Here is a 15816-nt window from a genome sequence, read left to right as displayed (position 1 = left end):
CTTACTTCTTGGCCTTCTTTTCGTGCTCGGCGATGATGCCGGTAACTTGATCGACCACTTCGTTCGGCACGGCGACCGACAGCTGGTAATGCACGATCTCAAAGCCCTTGGCCGTCTTGCGGATCACGCCGCTCGCCATCGCATGGCCCATGTTCTTGGTATCGAGTAATTCGTCGAACCAGATCATCGACTTGTCGGCGGAAGCATAGACGTTGCGGCGGGTCGCCTTGAAAGTCCAGGCCGACTTGGCGTCGAAATACTTCTTCGACCAGGCCTTGAATTCGTCGCGGGTCCACAACTCGCTGCGGTCGGTGCCGATATAGACACCGTCCTTGGCGATCTTGTCGAAATAAGCCATCCGCGTGTTCGCCGCGTCGTCATGCCAGCCGTCGACGAAGGCGTTGACCTGCTTCGTCAGTTCGGCATCGGTGGCGGCGTTGGCAGCGCCAATCAGGCCCAGGCACAGCAAGCAGGCGGTCAGGAAGCGTTTCACGAAAAGTCCCTTCGATAGAGTTTGAGCGCAGTTATTGTACACATGCAAATGTGCGAACAACACACCACGCTCAGCCCCCGCTATCGATGCAGCTCCCCTGCCCGTTCCGGCTGGTAGTCGATGTCGAGCACGATGGCCTCGAAGGTGCCGCCGCCCGGGCGTTGCCAGGTGATGCTGGCGCCGACGCGCAAGCCCAGCAAGGCGGTGCCGACCGGTGTCAGCACCGACAATTGCTCACCGCTGTCCTTCATATCCTTCGGGTAGCTCAGGGTCATCGTCACGTCTTCGTCCGAGCCGGCGAAGCGGAAGCGCACGCGCGAGTTCATCGTGACGACGTCGGGCGGCATGTCCCACGGCTCGACCATCTCAGCACGCTCGAGTTCGCTCAGCAGGGCGTCGCGCGCATTGGCTTGCGCGGCGGGAAGGCGGTCGAGGATGCGTTCGAGACGCTCGAGGTCGAGCCAGGATACGACGATGGAAGGTTTCATGTGTTCTCCACAAAATGACCGGATAAGGTCAAGAATGATGACGGCGCCGCATGGTCGATGCGGCGATTCAGTGAATGGAGGCGGCCCGGGAGGATGGACAGGCGCTGGCCTGCCGTGTTCCTCACCGAGCCCGGGAAAGCCGGGCGAGGTCGATGCTGACAAGGTGCGCCGCTCGGCGCGATGCCACGCGCGCGCACACGCCGCCATCGCCAAGGGGCGATGCGGTGTCAAACGGTGGCAGGCAGAATGGATTCATGGCGGGCGGCTGGGACGATTAGCGCAGTATAGCCCGCTTTGTCGTCCAGTCAACCGGCGGCTGATCTGGACGATCGTTTATTTACTTGCTGGCGGCAGCCTTGCTCACGAGGGCGTCGAGCACCTGGCCGGTGGCCGTCATCAACTGGCCCACGTCCTGGATCTTGTTGGCTTGCCGCACCGCATCGGGCGACACGACATACTTGCCGTCGATGACCACGGTCGGCGTGCCGCTCACCTTGTAGGCGCTGGCGATCTGCGACAGGCGCTTGAGCCTGGTCTGCACGCCGAACGAGTTCCACGCTCCCATGAATTTCGCCTTGTCCAGGCCATTGGCCGCGGCCCAGGAAATGATGTCGTCGTCCTTCATCAGGCGCTTGCGTTCGACGTGCACGGCGCGGAACACGCGGTGGTGGTATTCATCGAGCTTGCCCATCGCTTCCAGTGTCAGGAACAGGCGCGCTTCCGGGTCAAGCGGACCCTGGAACGGCAGCGGGATGCGGCGCATGACGATATTGTCGCCCTGCTTCTTCGCCCAGTTGACGAGGGTCGGCTCGAATGCGTTACAGGCGCCGCAGTGGTAGGCGAAGAACTCGATCACTTCGACCTTCTTGCCCACAGCCTGGGTTGCCTGCGGCTGTGCCAGGGTGGTGAACTCGGCGCCGTTGCGCGGGTCGGTGGGCGACGCGTTGGCGACACCCGCAGCCAGTGCGGCCGCAACCAGGACAAAATGCGGGGCAAAATACGGGGCAAAACGCATAAGACGCATATCTTTCCTTCGGCAAATAAGTGGACGAAGGCGAGATTACCACTTTTTCATGCCGCGACTGCCGGCTAATACAGGTCGTGCCGCACCGCGTGGGCATAGTGTGTATCGAGTTGGGCGCCCTCTTCCTTCGAGATGCCGGTGAGCCTGGCCATCATCTGGCCGGGCGTGGGCACCTTGCTCCGGTCGACCAGGCTTTCCTGCTCCCACAGGCGTGCGCGGTTGCCCGCCTTCCCGCAATGGAACAGCACTTCGTTCAGGCGCACGACGGTCGCCGTCTTCGGCGTCCTGCCCTGTTCCGCCAGGGTCGCCAGCAGATCGGGCCAGGCGCTGACGCGCGCGATGCCGTTGATGCGCAAGAACACGTCCAGGCCGGGAAACAGGAACAGCATGCCGACACGTTCGTCCTGCTGCAGATTGCGCATCGATTCAATGCGGTTATTGCCGGGCCAGTCGGCGAAGGCGACGGTGTACGGATCGAGCACGCGCACGAAGCCGGGCGGCCCGCCGCGCGGCGAGGCATCGAGACCATTGCCGCTGGCCGTGGCCAGGCAAAAGAAGGTGGCGACCTTCAGGTAATCCTCGTGCACGTCGACCAGGCGGTCGAGCACGGCTTTCTGGATACGCTCGGCCGGCGGCGCGTACAGGGAGTCGAGATCGACGCCGCCGGGAACGGCCGGAAATGCTGCCAACGTGGACATGCTCTTGCTCCTTGTGATGGGGATGGAAGCACTGTAGCATCGGGATTCGTGGCAGCTGTACGATAGCGGCGCCATCGAATAACGAAATGACGCCATGATTTGCGTCTGAAAGCCACGCATGAGTACCTTCATCGTCGACCATGGACTGGTCAACTGGGCCGACGGCCCTCCCGTCATCGTCGCCGCCGGACGCGACGACGCCATGCGCCAGTCGGCGCCGCATTCGCATGCGCGCGGCCAGTTGTTCGCCTCGATGCGCGGCCTGCTGACGATCGGCGTTGACGACGCGGTCTGGGTCGTGCCGTCGGTGCACGCCGTCTGGCTGCCGCCGCACCACATGCATTCGGCGCGTTCGCACGGACCGTTCGAAGGCTGGGGCGCCTATGTGGCGGAAAGCGTGTGCGGCGAGCTGCCCGCCTCCCCCTGCACCATCCGCATCTCGAACCTGCTGCGCGAGGCGGTGATGCGCGCCGCTACCTGGCCGCTCGACCGCTACCAGCCCCTGTCGCCGGCGCAGGAACGCATTGCCGGCGTGATCATGGACGAGATCCGCGGCCTGCCGCCAGAACCGCTGGGGCTGCCGATGCCGCGGGATGCGCGCCTGCAGCGCATTGCCGGCGCGCTGGTCGACGATCCGGCATCGACGCGCGACCTCGATGAATGGGCGGCCTGGGGCGCGCTCGGCAGCCGCACGCTGAGCCGGCGTTTTGTGCTTGAGACCGGCTTCACCTTCAGCGCCTGGCGCCAGCGCGCACGACTGATGCGCGCGCTCGAGATGCTGGCCGCGGGCAGCCCGGTGGGGACGGTGGCGCTCGACCTGGGCTATTCCACAGCCAGCGCCTTCATCGCCGTGTTCAAGCAGGCGTTCGACTGTACGCCGAGCGTGTACCAGCAGCGCCTGCTGGCAGACTGAAAAAAAAAGCGGGCCAAAGCCCGCTTCCCGATGACGCCGCGTTGTAATTAACGCTTGTCGATCGCTGGCACGTCGCGCACCGGCGAACCGATGAACAGCTGACGTGGACGGCCGATCTTCTGTTCCGGATCGGCGATCATTTCGTTCCACTGGGCGATCCAGCCGATGGTACGGGCCATGGCGAAGATGCCGGTGAACATCGAGGTCGGGATGCCCAGCGCCGATTGCACGATGCCCGAGTAGAAGTCGACGTTCGGGTACAGCTTGCGCGACACGAAGTATTCGTCGTTCAGGGCGATCTTTTCCAGTTCCATCGCCAGCTTGAACAGTGGGTCGTCCTGCAGGCCCAGCTCGTTCAGCACTTCGTGGCAGGTTTCGCGCATCAGCTTGGCGCGTGGGTCGAAGTTCTTGTACACGCGGTGACCGAAGCCCATCAGCTTCACGCCCGAGTTCTTGTCCTTGACCTTCTCGATGAAGGCAGGGATGTTCTCGACCGAGCCGATCTCTTTCAGCATGTTCAGTGCCGCTTCGTTGGCGCCGCCGTGGGCAGGGCCCCACAGGCAGGCGATGCCGGCTGCGATACAGGCGAACGGGTTGGCGCCCGACGAACCGGCCAGGCGGACGGTCGAGGTCGATGCGTTCTGCTCGTGGTCCGCGTGCAGGATCAGGATGCGGTCCAGGGCGCGCACCAGCACGTCGTTGACCTTGTACTCTTCGCACGGGTTACCGAACATCATGTACATGAAGTTGGCGCTGTACGACAGGTCGTTGCGCGGGTACATGAACGGCTGGCCGATCGAGTATTTGTAGGCCATCGCGGCCAGCGTCGGCAGCTTGGCGATCAGGCGGATCGCCGAGATTTCGCGCTGCTTGGCATCGTTGATGTCCAGCGAATCGTGGTAGAACGAGGCCAGCGCGCCGACGGTGCCGACCAGCACCGACATCGGGTGCGCGTCACGGCGGAAGCCACGGAAGAAGAAGTTCATCTGCTCGTGGATCATCGTGTGCTTGGTCACGGTGTCGCTGAACGTCGCCTTCTGCTCCGCGTTCGGCAGTTCGCCGTTCAGCAGCAGGTAGCAGGTCTCCAGGAAGTCGCAGTTGACGGCCAGTTGCTCGATCGGGTAGCCGCGGTACAGCAGCTCGCCCTTGTCACCGTCGATGTAGGTGATGCTCGAGTTGCAAGCGGCGGTCGACATGAAGCCAGGATCGTAGGTGAACTTGCCGGTCTGGGCATACAGCTTGCGGATGTCGACGACGTCCGGGCCGATGGTGCCCTTGTAGATTGGCATGTCGACCGACGGGCTGCCGTCCGAGAACGACAGGGTGGCTTTGGTATCAGAGATGTTCATGGCACTTCCTTCTTGTGGGAGTGGGTTCTACAAAATAAAACGAAACCGGAGGGCGCCGCGACCAGCCCGCGAGGCAGACCGGATGCCCAATTTCGCTTACGCTTGCCGCAACCGCGCCAACAAGGCACGCACATGCGGCAGGTCGACTTCGCCGGAAGGCTCGGAGCGTCCCAGCAGCAGATCCATCAACGGGTTGTCCGCCAGATCGAGCAGACGGGTCAGCGCATCGACCTCTTCGTCGGTCAGTTCTTCTTCGTGCGCATCGAGAAAGCGCGTGAGAATCAGATCGTTCTCGAGCAATCCCCGGCGTGCGCGCCAACGCAGGCGGGCACGGTTGGCGGGATCGGATTGATGCGCGTTTGCACTAGGTTTCACACTAGAGTCCGTTGTGGGTTCGACATCATACTCCGGCTGCCGCGATTCGGCAGTACGGTACTTTTACTGTATTGCTTCGGCATATTTAGTGCCAAAACGGGTGATGCACACGTGCGTCGAACGCGTGGACGGCAGAGCCGTCCACCCTACGTTGACTGAGGCTGTAGCGTGGACGGGTTCCCCGTCCACGCGTCCAACCAACGCCCGCGCTCAACGCACGTCTGCACACCACATGCGGCGCCATCCGGGCCGCCGCATGCATGGCGCCAATTAAATGGCGCGACGAACCAGCAGTTCCTTGATCTTGCCGATCGCCTTGTTCGGATTCAGGCCCTTCGGACACACGTCCGTGCAGTTCATGATCGAGTGGCAGCGGAACAGGCGGTAAGGATCTTCCAGGTTGTCCAGGCGGTCGTTGGTCGCTTCGTCGCGCGAGTCGGCGATGAAACGATACGCTTGCAGCAGGCCGGCCGGGCCGACGAACTTGTCCGGGTTCCACCAGAACGACGGGCACGAGGTCGAGCAGCAGGCGCACAGGATGCATTCGTACAGGCCGTCGAGCTCTTCGCGCTCTTCGGGCGACTGCAGGCGCTCTTTCTCGGGCTTGATCGAATCGTTGATCAGGTACGGCTTGACCGAGTTGTACTGCTTGAAGAAGTTGGTCATGTCGACGATCAGGTCGCGCACCACCGGCAGGCCCGGCAGAGGACGCAGCACGATCGGCTGGGTCAGCTCGTTCAGGTTGGTGGTGCAGGCCAGGCCGTTCTTGCCGTTGATGTTCATCGCGTCCGAACCGCACACGCCTTCGCGGCACGAGCGGCGCAGGGCCAGCGAATCGTCGACGTCCGACTTGATGCGCTGCAGGGCGTCCAGCAGCATCTTGTCGGTGTCTTTCAGCTCGACGGTCACGTCTTGCATATAGGGCTTCGAATCCTTGTCCGGATCGTAGCGGTAGATTTTCAGTTGGACGGTGCGTGCCATTTGATTACCTGTTCTCGGCCGGAACATCGGTTCCGGCCATGGAAAATATTAGAAAGTACGGGCCTTCGGCTTGAAGGTCTCGACGGTCAGCGGTTTTTGCACCACGGGCTTGTACTCGAGGCGGTTGCTTTCCGAGAACCACAGCGTGTGCTTCATCCAGTTCGCGTCGTCGCGGTTCGGGAAGTCGCTGTGGGCGTGGGCGCCGCGCGATTCCGGACGCGCCGCTGCCGACACGATGGTCGCCTTGGCGGTCTCGATCAGGTTGTCGAGTTCCAGCGCTTCCACGCGGGCGGTGTTGAACACCTTCGACTTGTCCTGGAACGACACGTGCTTGCGACGCTCGTCGAGCTTCATGATTTCCTTGACGCCCGTCTCCAGCAGTTCCTGGGTACGGAACACGCCGCAGTATTTCTGCATCGTGGCGCGGATGTCGTTGGCGACGTGCTGCACTTTTTCGCCGCCGACCGAGGTCTCGAGCTTGTTCAGGCGCGCCAGGGCGAAGTCGGCTGCGTCCGCTGGCAGCGGCTTGTTCGACTTCTGCTTCAGGTTCGACGCGACGACGTGGTTGCCGGCCGCGCGGCCGAACACCACCAGGTCGAGCAGCGAATTGGTGCCCAGGCGGTTCGCGCCGTGGACCGAGACGCAGGCGCATTCGCCGATCGCGTACAGGCCGTTGACGATTTTCTGGCCGCCGGCGCCGTCAGGCGCGACCACTTGACCGTGGATATTGGTCGGGATGCCGCCCATCTGATAGTGGATGGTCGGGACGACAGGAATCGGTTCCTTGGTCGCGTCGACGTTGGCGAACTTGTGGCCGATTTCCAGGATCGAAGGCAGGCGCTTCTCGATGGTGTCCTTGCCGATGTGGCGCAGGTCCAGCAGCACGTGGTCTTTATTCGGACCGCAGCCGCGGCCTTCCTTGATCTCCTGGTCCATCGAACGCGACACGAAGTCGCGCGGCGCCAGATCCTTCAGGGTCGGCGCATAGCGCTCCATGAAGCGTTCGCCGTTCGAGTTGATCAGGATACCGCCCTCGCCGCGCACACCTTCGGTGATCAGGACACCGGCGCCCGAGACACCCGTTGGGTGGAACTGCCAGAACTCCATGTCTTGCAGCGGCAGGCCGGCGCGCGCCGCCATGCCCATGCCGTCGCCGGTGTTGATGAAGGCGTTGGTCGAGGCGGCGAAGATGCGGCCTGCGCCGCCAGTGGCGAAGATGGTGGTCTTCGCTTCCAGGATCATCACGTCGCCGGTTTCCATTTCCAGGGCCATCACGCCAACCACGTCGCCGTCGGCGTCGCGGATGACATCCAGGGCCATCCACTCGACGAAGAAGTGGGTGCGGGCGCGGACATTACGCTGGTACAGGGTGTGCAGCAGCGCGTGGCCGGTACGGTCGGCCGCGGCGCAGGCGCGCTGGACCGGCTTTTCGCCGAAGTTCGCGGTGTGGCCGCCGAACGGACGCTGGTAGATGGTGCCGTCGGGATTGCGGTCGAACGGCATGCCGAAGTGTTCCAGCTCGTACACGACCTTCGGTGCTTCGCGGCACATGAATTCGATCGCATCCTGGTCGCCCAGGTAGTCGCCACCCTTGACGGTGTCGAACATATGCCAGTACCAGTCGTCTTCGCTCATATTGCCCAGCGAGGCGCCGATGCCGCCCTGCGCCGCGACGGTGTGCGAGCGGGTCGGGAAGACTTTCGACAGGACCGCAACGTTCAGGCCGGCTTCGGCCAGTTGCAGCGAGGCGCGCATGCCGGAACCGCCGGCGCCCACGATGACCGCGTCAAAACGACGGGTTGGAATTGCAGTTTTGATTGCTGCCACGATTACACACTCCACAGAATTTGCACGGTCCAGGCGGCGCAGGCGATCAGCCAGAAGATCGTTGCGAGCTGGAGCAGCAGGCGCAGGCCTGCGTTCTTGACGTAGTCCATCCAGATGTCACGGATGCCGACCCAGGCGTGGTAGTACAGCGCCAGGAAGGTCACCAGCGAGAACAGCTTGAACCACTGCTGGGCGAACAGGCCGGCCCAGCCTTCATAGGTGAAATTCTGGCCGGTCAGGAAGGAGACCAGCAGGACGACCGTGTAGATCGCCATGACGATGGCGGTGACGCGCTGCGCCAGCCAGTCGCGGAAGCCGTAGTGGGCGCCGACGACCATGCGGCGTGGGCCGATATTATTCTTCGTTGCCATGATTTAAAACACTCCGAACAGTTTCAGGCCGACCAGCGCGGTCAGCAGCAGGCTGATGATCAGCACCCAGCGCGCGGTCTTCTGGGCAGCGTCCTTGTCCAGGGCAAAGTGATTGTCCATGAACAGGTGGCGGATGCCGGCGGTGAAGTGGTGCAGGTAAGCCCACGACAGGCCCAGCAGGATGATCTTGACCAGCGGGTGCGACACGATGCCGGCAAAGTAGCCGAACGTCGATTCCGACAGCAGGCTCTGCTGGAACAAATACAGCAGGAACGGCAGCATCAGGAACAGTCCGGCGCCGCTGACGCGGTGCAGGATCGACACGATCGCCGACGGCGGCATGCGATATTTCGTCGTGATATCGCCGATTCCGACGTTGCGATACACCGGCCGCCCTTTCTTGCTTGCTTCTCTCACGGCTTCCGACATGATGGTACACCTCCCATTTATGACAAATTTTTGTATGAACCCTGCATTCTTGCCGATTTCACGTCCTGGTCCGGGAAAGTGGGACCAGGCCAGCGGGACAGCGAGCGGCGAACCGGGTCATGTCCGTCGCGTACCCAAAACCAATATATTTTAATCGCATTCGTGCGATTGCCGCAGAGGGGAGTTTTATCCCATTTGGCTATTTTCCGAACTATTTGAAAAGACAGAAAACAGAGAATATTTACTCGGCTGTTTTCAGCTTTATTCTCCTCACGACAATTCGTTCAAATAATGGTGTTTCACGGTCGAGTACAGCTCGCGGCGCAGCTCGACGGCCTTGTCGCCGTAGGTGAACGACACCCGCTCGCCCAACAGCAGCGGCGTGCCGGGCGCCACCTTCAGGTGCTCGGCCGTGGCCGCGTCGGCCGACACCGCACGGATCTTCTCGGTCGCGCGGATCATGCGCGTGCCGAACTCGGTTTCGAACAGGCCGTACATCGGGCCCTTGTATTCCTGCAGCCGCTCCGCGCTCAGGCCCTTGAACAGCTGGCCCGGCAGCCACAGCTCTTCCAGGATAGTCGGCTGGCCGTCGAACGATTGCACGCGCTTGATGTAGACCACGGCGTCGCCCGATTTGAGATCGAGCAGGCGCGCGACCTCGGCCGGCGCACGGATGCGCTTGACCTCGAGGAAGCGGTTCTCCGGATGATGGGGGAGCCCTTCGTCTGGCATCAGTCGCAGGAAGCGGAAATGGGCGCGCTCTTCGGCGTGGCTGGCAACGAAGGTGCCCTTGCCCTGGCGCCGCAGCACGAGGTTTTCGGCAGCCAGTTCGTCGATCGCCTTGCGCACGGTGCCCTGGCTGACCTTGAAACGGGCCGCCAGCTCGACTTCGCTCGGCATGAGTTCGCCAGGTTTCCACTCACCGGCCTGCAGGCTCTGGGTGATCAGCGCCTTGATCTGCTGGTACAGGGGCCGGAACGACGGCGAGCCACTGCTGACAGGATCAAGGGCCGGATTGGATGGGGCGGAATTCATAGACCGCGATTTCACCACAAAAGTGCATGACCGTCCAGTATTAGAGGTCTTTAGATATGTGTCTTATATAAGACATATGATATTGAATTGACAGACCAAACGGCAGAGGAATACACTCATGGCCGACCGGGAGTCGGCGCCACTCTTCCATCATTGTACGCGCGCGACACCCGTCTTTCGACCTTGAAGGCTTGAAGAGCGCTTTTGGTATCATTGCAGCTTCATCAAACCGCAGTGAAGGCAATTTGTAACCAAACAGGCGTATGCTCGGCGTCGACCTTCGGCGCAAACCGTTTTCATTCCCACTTTGGAGATTCATCATGGCTAAAACCCCAATGCGCGTCGCCGTCACCGGCGCGGCCGGCCAGATCGGCTATTCCCTACTGTTCCGCATCGCCAACGGCGACATGCTGGGCAAGGACCAGCCGGTCATCCTTCAGCTGCTCGAGATCGACAACGAGAAGGCACAGAAGGCGCTCAAGGGCGTCATGATGGAAATCGACGACTGCGCATTCCCGCTGCTCGAAGGCATGACCGCCCACTCGGACCCGATGACCGCCTTCAAGGACGTCGACGTCGCCCTGCTGGTCGGCGCCCGCCCACGCGGCCCAGGCATGGAGCGCAAGGACCTGCTGGAAGCCAACGCCCAGATCTTCACCGTGCAAGGTAAAGCCCTGGACGCCGTCGCTTCGCGCAACGTCAAGGTGCTGGTGGTCGGCAACCCGGCCAACACCAACGCCTACATCGCGATGAAATCGGCCCCTAGCCTGCCAGCCAAGAACTTCACCGCCATGCTGCGCCTTGACCACAACCGCGCGCTGTCGCAAGTGGCCGCCAAGACCGGCAAGGCTGTCAAGGACATCGAGAAAATGGTCGTGTGGGGCAACCACTCGCCGACCATGTACGCCGATTACCGCTTCGCCACCGCTGGCACCGAAGCCGTCAAGGACCTGATCAACGACCAGGAATGGAACGCCAACACCTTCCTGCCGACCGTCGGCAAGCGCGGCGCAGCGATCATCGAAGCGCGCGGCCTGTCGTCGGCAGCATCGGCTGCCAACGCAGCGATCGACCACGTGCGTGACTGGGTGCTGGGCACCAACGGCAAGTGGACCACCATGGGTATCCCTTCGGATGGTTCCTACGGTATCCCAGAAGGCACCATGTTCGGCTTCCCGGTTACCACCGAGAATGGCGAATACACCATCGTCCAGGGCCTGGACATCGATGCCTTCTCGCAAGAGCGCATCAACCTGACCCTGAAAGAGCTGGAAGAAGAGAAAGCCGGCGTCGCTCACCTGCTGGGCTAAGTTTTGAATCTGGCGCGCGGCATTTGCTGTGCGCCGACCGCGCCGTGCCATTTATTTGGCACGGCCGTTTTATGTTGTGAGAGATATGCACCCTTCCGAGGTTTTATTCCAGGGCAAACGCCAGCCACTCCTTCTCCCCGCCTGCGACCACTACGCCGGTTCCGAGAAGCTGATGCGCAAATCGATGGCCCTGCAACAAGAGCTTGGCCCCCTGTTCGACATCACCTTCGACTGCGAAGACGGCGCCACCGCCGGCAGCGAACTGGAGCACGCCATCCTGGTGGCGCAACTCGTCAACAGCGACGACAACCATTTCAACCGCATCGGTGCGCGCCTGCACGAGCCGGCCAGCCCCCATTTTGCGAAAGACGTCGAATTCATCGTCGGCGGCGCGGCCAAGCGCCTGGCCTATATCGTGCTGCCCAAGGTGGAAAGCGCGATCGAAGTCACGCGCGCGATCGACCTGATCAACCAGCACGCCCAGGCGGCCGGCCGCCCTGACCTGCCGGTGCACGTGCTGGTCGAGACCCATGGCGCGCTGCGCGAAGCGTATGACATCGCCGCCCTGCCCCAGGTCGAGTGCCTGTCGTTCGGCATCATGGATTTTGTGTCGAGCCACTATGGCGCCATCCCCGCGAGCGCGATGCGGACGCCAGGCCAGTTCACCCACCCGCTGGTGGTGCGCGCCAAGCTCGAGATGGTGGCGGCCTGCCACGCCCACGGCAAGGTGGCGTCGCACAATGTCACGACCGATATCAAGGACAGCCCGACGGTCGCCAACGACGCCCAGCGCGCCGGCGCCGAATTCGGCTTTACCCGGATGTGGAGCATCCATCCGGACCAGATCAAGCCAATCCTGAAGGCGTTTACGCCGCGCCTTTCAGAGGTCAATGAAGCGACGAATATCTTGACCGAGGCCATGGCGGCGGACTGGGGACCGATTGCCCAACATGGCCGCTTGCACGACCGTGCGAGCTACCGATATTATTGGTCGGTGTTGCAGCGTGCCAAACTGGCGGGCCTCGCGCTGCCGGATGCCGCTGCCGCAATCGTCAACCTCCCCGACAGCGAATAAACCGACCATGGCCACCCTCCTCCCGAAAATGATCGCCGCCTGCGCCGTCGCGCTCGCGGCTGCCGTCGTGTGCGCGCCGGCAAGTGCAGCAGTCGCCAAGGAAAAGCATCCGAAAGCGGAAGCGGTCCTGAAGGCGCAAGCGAAGAAGAAACCGAGCAAGAAGGCACAGGCAGCCGCCGCTGCGGCGGCAGCCGCTGCTGCTGCTGCTGCAGTCGCGGCGAACCCGCTCGAAATCAACGAGCCGGACATCACCGACACCAAGGTGACCGAATACGCTTGCGAACTCGGCAACAAAATCACGATTTACACCAACGATACCGATGACAGCCATATCGCGCTGCGCTGGAAACAGCGCCTGCATCGCCTGGCCCGCATCGGCACCACCACCGGCGCGCTGCGCTTCGAGAATCCGCACTATGGCCTGATCTGGATCGGTATCCCGTCCAAGGGCATCCTGCTCGACTCGAAGCTCAACCGCCAGTTGGCCAATGAATGCAAGAACGCCGAACAGTCCGCGATCGTGGCGACCGCGGAACCGGAGGCGAGCAAGACTTGAAGATGCGGCGCGGACTTTCCCGGAAGTTAGCGCCGTTCTGTCGCCCGAAGTTATCTGGCCCGTTATTTCCGTGAATGCTGCTGTTGAAATAACAATATTCCCACTGAAGGAGAGATTATGTCTCGCAACACTCTGAACACACTGAAGGAATTCCCGATCGGCGCAGGCCAGAGCGGCCAGTTCCATTCGCTGCCGGCGCTGGCGGAAAACCTCGGTGTGAACCTGTCGCGCCTGCCGGTGTCGATCCGTATCGTCCTCGAGTCCGTGCTGCGTAACTGCGACGGCAAGAAGGTCACCGAAGAACACGTCAAGCAAGTCGCCAACTGGGGCGCGACCGCAGAGCGTACCGACGAGATCCCGTTCGTCGTGGCCCGCGTCGTGCTGCAAGACTTCACCGGCGTGCCGCTGCTGGCCGACCTGGCCGCGATGCGCAACGTCGCCGCCAAGATGGGCCTCGACGCCAAGAAGATCGAGCCGCTGGTGCCGGTCGACCTGGTGGTCGACCACTCGGTCACCATCGACCACTTCCGCGAGCCGGGCGCGCTCGACCTGAACATGAAGCTGGAATTCTCGCGCAACAACGAGCGTTACCAGTTCATGAAGTGGGGCATGCAGGCCTTCGACACCTTCGGCGTCGTGCCTCCGGGCTTCGGCATCGTCCACCAGGTCAACCTGGAATACCTGGCGCGCGGCGTCATGAAACAGGGCGACGTGTACTACCCTGACACCCTGGTCGGCACCGACTCGCACACCACCATGATCAACGGCGTCGGCGTCGTCGGCTGGGGCGTGGGCGGCATCGAAGCCGAAGCCGGCATGCTGGGCCAGCCGGTCTACTTCCTGACCCCGGACGTCATCGGCGTCAACCTGAAGGGCAAGCTGCGCGAAGGCTGCACCGCGACCGACCTGGTGCTGACCATCACCGAACTGCTGCGCAAGGAAAAAGTCGTCGGCAAGTTCGTCGAGTTCTTCGGCGAAGGCACCCGCTCGCTGTCGACCACCGACCGCGCGACCATCGGCAATATGGCGCCTGAATACGGCGCGACCATGGGCTTCTTCCCAGTGGACGAAGCGACCGTCGACTACTTCCGCGGCACCGGCCGTACCGAAGAAGAACTGGCCGCCTTCGAAGGCTACTACAAGGCCCAGGGCATGTTCGGCATCCCGCAGGAAGGCGAGATCGACTTCACCCGCGTGGTCGAGCTGGACCTGTCGACCGTGACCCCTTCGCTGGCTGGCCCGAAGCGTCCGCAAGACCGTATCGAGCTGGGCAACGTCAAGAACAACTTCACCGAGCTGTTCAGCAAGCCAACCACCCAGAACGGCTTCAACAAGAACCCGGACGACCTGCACAAGGTCTACGAGACCACCAACGGCGTGCGCGTGAAAAACGGCGACATCCTGATCGCCGCCATCACCTCGTGCACCAACACCTCGAACCCGAGCGTGCTGCTGGCCGCCGGCCTGCTGGCCAAGAAAGCCGTCGAGCGCGGCCTGACCGTGGCGCCGCACATCAAGTCGTCGCTGGCGCCTGGATCGCGCGTGGTCACCGAGTACCTGACCGCCGCCGGCCTCTTGCCTTACCTGGACAAGCTGGGCTTCGGCGTGACCGCCTACGGCTGCACCACCTGCATCGGTAACGCCGGCGACCTGACCCCGGAACTGAACGCCACGATCACCCAGAACGACATCGTCGCGTCGGCCGTGCTGTCGGGCAACCGTAACTTCGAAGCACGTATCCACCCGAACATCCGTTCGAACTTCCTGGCTTCGCCACCGCTGGTCGTCGCCTACGCGATCGCCGGCAATATGACGAAAGACCTGATGACCGAGCCAGTGGGCAAGGACAGCAACGGCGTCGACGTCTACCTGGGCGACATCTGGCCAACCTCGCAAGAGATCGGCGAACTGATGCGCTTCGCGATGAATTCGGAAGTCTTCAAGAAGAACTATGCCGACGTCAAGGGCAACCCAGGCGCGCTGTGGGAACGTGTGTCGTCGACCGAAGGCCAAGTCTACAACTGGCCTGAATCGACCTACATCGCCGAACCACCGTTCTTCGCCGACTTCGAGATGACCCCGAAAGCGGCCGCCACCAGCATCACCGCGGCCCGCGCCCTGGGCGTGTTCGGCGACTCGATCACCACCGACCACATCTCGCCGGCCGGTTCGATCAAGGAAGACGGCCCTGCAGGCAAATGGCTCAAGGAACATAACGTCCTGAAAGCGGACTTCAACTCCTACGGTTCGCGCCGCGGTAACCACGAAATCATGATGCGCGGCACCTTTGCCAACGTGCGTATCAAGAACCGCATGATCCCGGCCAAGGCTGACGGTTCGGCGGTCGAAGGCGGCATCACCCTGCACCAGCCGACCGGCGAACAGATGTCGATCTATGACGCTGCAATGAAGTACGTGGCCGCGGGCACCCCGACCATGATCTTCGGCGGCGAAGAATACGGCACCGGCTCGTCGCGCGACTGGGCGGCCAAGGGCACCCAGCTGCTGGGCGTGAAGGCGGTGATCGTGCGTTCGTTCGAGCGCATCCACCGTTCGAACCTGGTCGGCATGGGCGTGCTGCCGCTGCAATTCATCGGCAACGACAGCGTCGACACCCTGGGCATCACCGGCAAGGAAACCTACGACCTGAAGGGCCTGGAAGGCGAGATCAAGCCGCAACAACTGGCGACCCTGGTGATCCACCGCGAAAACGGCGAATCGCAAGAAGTCAAAGTGCTGCTGCGTATCGACACCCCGATCGAAGTCGACTACTACAAGCATGGCGGCATCCTGCCGTTCGTGCTGCGTCAGCTGCTGGCTGCTTAAATCTGGAAGGCCCGCTGCGGCGGGCTGCCTGATGGCAAAAAGGGCTGGGATCCTCGCGGGTTCCAG

The 15816-nt window shown here is 62.4% G+C and carries 16 protein-coding genes; 5 read left to right on the top strand and 11 right to left on the bottom strand.

The window, feature by feature from the left end; genetic code table 11:
* Position 1 precedes the first annotated feature (1 nt).
* The 4 genes from SOM28_RS16170 to SOM28_RS16155 form a co-directional block, all read right to left on the bottom strand.
* A complete protein-coding gene (locus tag SOM28_RS16170) occupies positions 2–493 on the bottom strand; it encodes a nuclear transport factor 2 family protein (protein WP_123067811.1) in 492 nt (163 codons plus the stop codon).
* A gap of 80 nt (positions 494–573) precedes the next feature.
* On the bottom strand, positions 574–981 hold the full coding sequence (gene rnk, locus SOM28_RS16165; protein WP_123067812.1) for a nucleoside diphosphate kinase regulator: 408 nt from the start codon (positions 979–981) through the stop codon (positions 574–576).
* A gap of 337 nt (positions 982–1318) precedes the next feature.
* Positions 1319–2005: a thiol:disulfide interchange protein DsbA/DsbL gene (locus SOM28_RS16160; RefSeq protein ID WP_123067813.1), complete on the bottom strand. Its 687-nt coding sequence runs from the start codon at positions 2003–2005 to the stop codon at positions 1319–1321.
* Positions 2006–2070: 65 nt separating this feature from the next.
* On the bottom strand, positions 2071–2703 hold the full coding sequence (locus SOM28_RS16155) for an MSMEG_1061 family FMN-dependent PPOX-type flavoprotein (RefSeq protein WP_123067814.1): 633 nt from the start codon (positions 2701–2703) through the stop codon (positions 2071–2073).
* A gap of 118 nt (positions 2704–2821) precedes the next feature.
* On the opposite strand from SOM28_RS16155, the gene SOM28_RS16150 reads away from it, so the two are divergent.
* Complete coding sequence (locus SOM28_RS16150; protein ID WP_320468712.1) at positions 2822–3616, top strand: AraC family transcriptional regulator; 795 nt, start codon at positions 2822–2824, stop codon at positions 3614–3616.
* Positions 3617–3663: 47 nt separating this feature from the next.
* Here SOM28_RS16150 and gltA read toward each other — a convergent pair whose 3' ends face one another.
* The 7 genes from gltA to SOM28_RS16115 form a co-directional block, all read right to left on the bottom strand.
* Entirely contained in the window at positions 3664–4965 is a 1302-nt protein-coding gene (gltA, locus tag SOM28_RS16145; protein WP_123067816.1) for a citrate synthase, read from the bottom strand.
* A gap of 96 nt (positions 4966–5061) precedes the next feature.
* Positions 5062–5340 (bottom strand): FAD assembly factor SdhE, encoded by a 279-nt coding sequence (locus SOM28_RS16140; protein ID WP_005666165.1) that lies wholly within the window; start codon positions 5338–5340, stop codon positions 5062–5064.
* Positions 5341–5610: 270 nt separating this feature from the next.
* Positions 5611–6321: a succinate dehydrogenase iron-sulfur subunit gene (locus SOM28_RS16135; RefSeq protein ID WP_123069828.1), complete on the bottom strand. Its 711-nt coding sequence runs from the start codon at positions 6319–6321 to the stop codon at positions 5611–5613.
* Positions 6322–6369: 48 nt separating this feature from the next.
* Positions 6370–8148, bottom strand: a complete 1779-nt coding sequence (gene sdhA / locus SOM28_RS16130; protein WP_123069829.1) for a succinate dehydrogenase flavoprotein subunit — start codon at positions 8146–8148, stop codon at positions 6370–6372.
* A 2-nt stretch (positions 8149–8150) separates the two neighbouring features.
* A complete protein-coding gene (sdhD, locus tag SOM28_RS16125) occupies positions 8151–8519 on the bottom strand; it encodes a succinate dehydrogenase, hydrophobic membrane anchor protein (protein ID WP_109346929.1) in 369 nt (122 codons plus the stop codon).
* Between the two features lie 3 nt (positions 8520–8522).
* The gene (sdhC, locus tag SOM28_RS16120; protein ID WP_183407442.1) at positions 8523–8948 is read right to left on the bottom strand and encodes a succinate dehydrogenase, cytochrome b556 subunit; all 426 of its coding nucleotides are present in this window, start codon (positions 8946–8948) and stop codon (positions 8523–8525) included.
* A 270-nt stretch (positions 8949–9218) separates the two neighbouring features.
* A complete protein-coding gene (locus SOM28_RS16115; protein ID WP_123069830.1) occupies positions 9219–9983 on the bottom strand; it encodes a GntR family transcriptional regulator in 765 nt (254 codons plus the stop codon).
* A gap of 320 nt (positions 9984–10303) precedes the next feature.
* Here SOM28_RS16115 and SOM28_RS16110 point away from each other — a divergent pair, with 320 nt between their 5' ends.
* From SOM28_RS16110 to acnA, 4 genes are all read left to right on the top strand, one after another.
* Positions 10304–11293, top strand: a complete 990-nt coding sequence (locus tag SOM28_RS16110) for a malate dehydrogenase (RefSeq protein WP_123069831.1) — start codon at positions 10304–10306, stop codon at positions 11291–11293.
* An 85-nt stretch (positions 11294–11378) separates the two neighbouring features.
* Positions 11379–12368: an HpcH/HpaI aldolase/citrate lyase family protein gene (locus SOM28_RS16105; RefSeq protein ID WP_123069832.1), complete on the top strand. Its 990-nt coding sequence runs from the start codon at positions 11379–11381 to the stop codon at positions 12366–12368.
* A gap of 7 nt (positions 12369–12375) precedes the next feature.
* Positions 12376–12924 carry a hypothetical protein gene (locus SOM28_RS16100; protein ID WP_123069833.1) on the top strand — a complete coding sequence of 183 codons (549 nt, stop codon included), beginning with the start codon at positions 12376–12378 and terminating at the stop codon, positions 12922–12924.
* A 117-nt stretch (positions 12925–13041) separates the two neighbouring features.
* On the top strand, positions 13042–15750 hold the full coding sequence (gene acnA, locus SOM28_RS16095) for an aconitate hydratase AcnA (RefSeq protein WP_123069834.1): 2709 nt from the start codon (positions 13042–13044) through the stop codon (positions 15748–15750).
* The last annotated feature ends 66 nt before the right edge of the window (positions 15751–15816 follow it).

The sequence above is a fragment of the Massilia sp. CFBP9026 genome (genome assembly GCF_034045165.1).
GTDB classification, from domain to species: Bacteria; Pseudomonadota; Gammaproteobacteria; order Burkholderiales; family Burkholderiaceae_D; genus Telluria; species Telluria arenae.
This window is presented reverse-complemented; position numbering and strand designations above follow the sequence as displayed.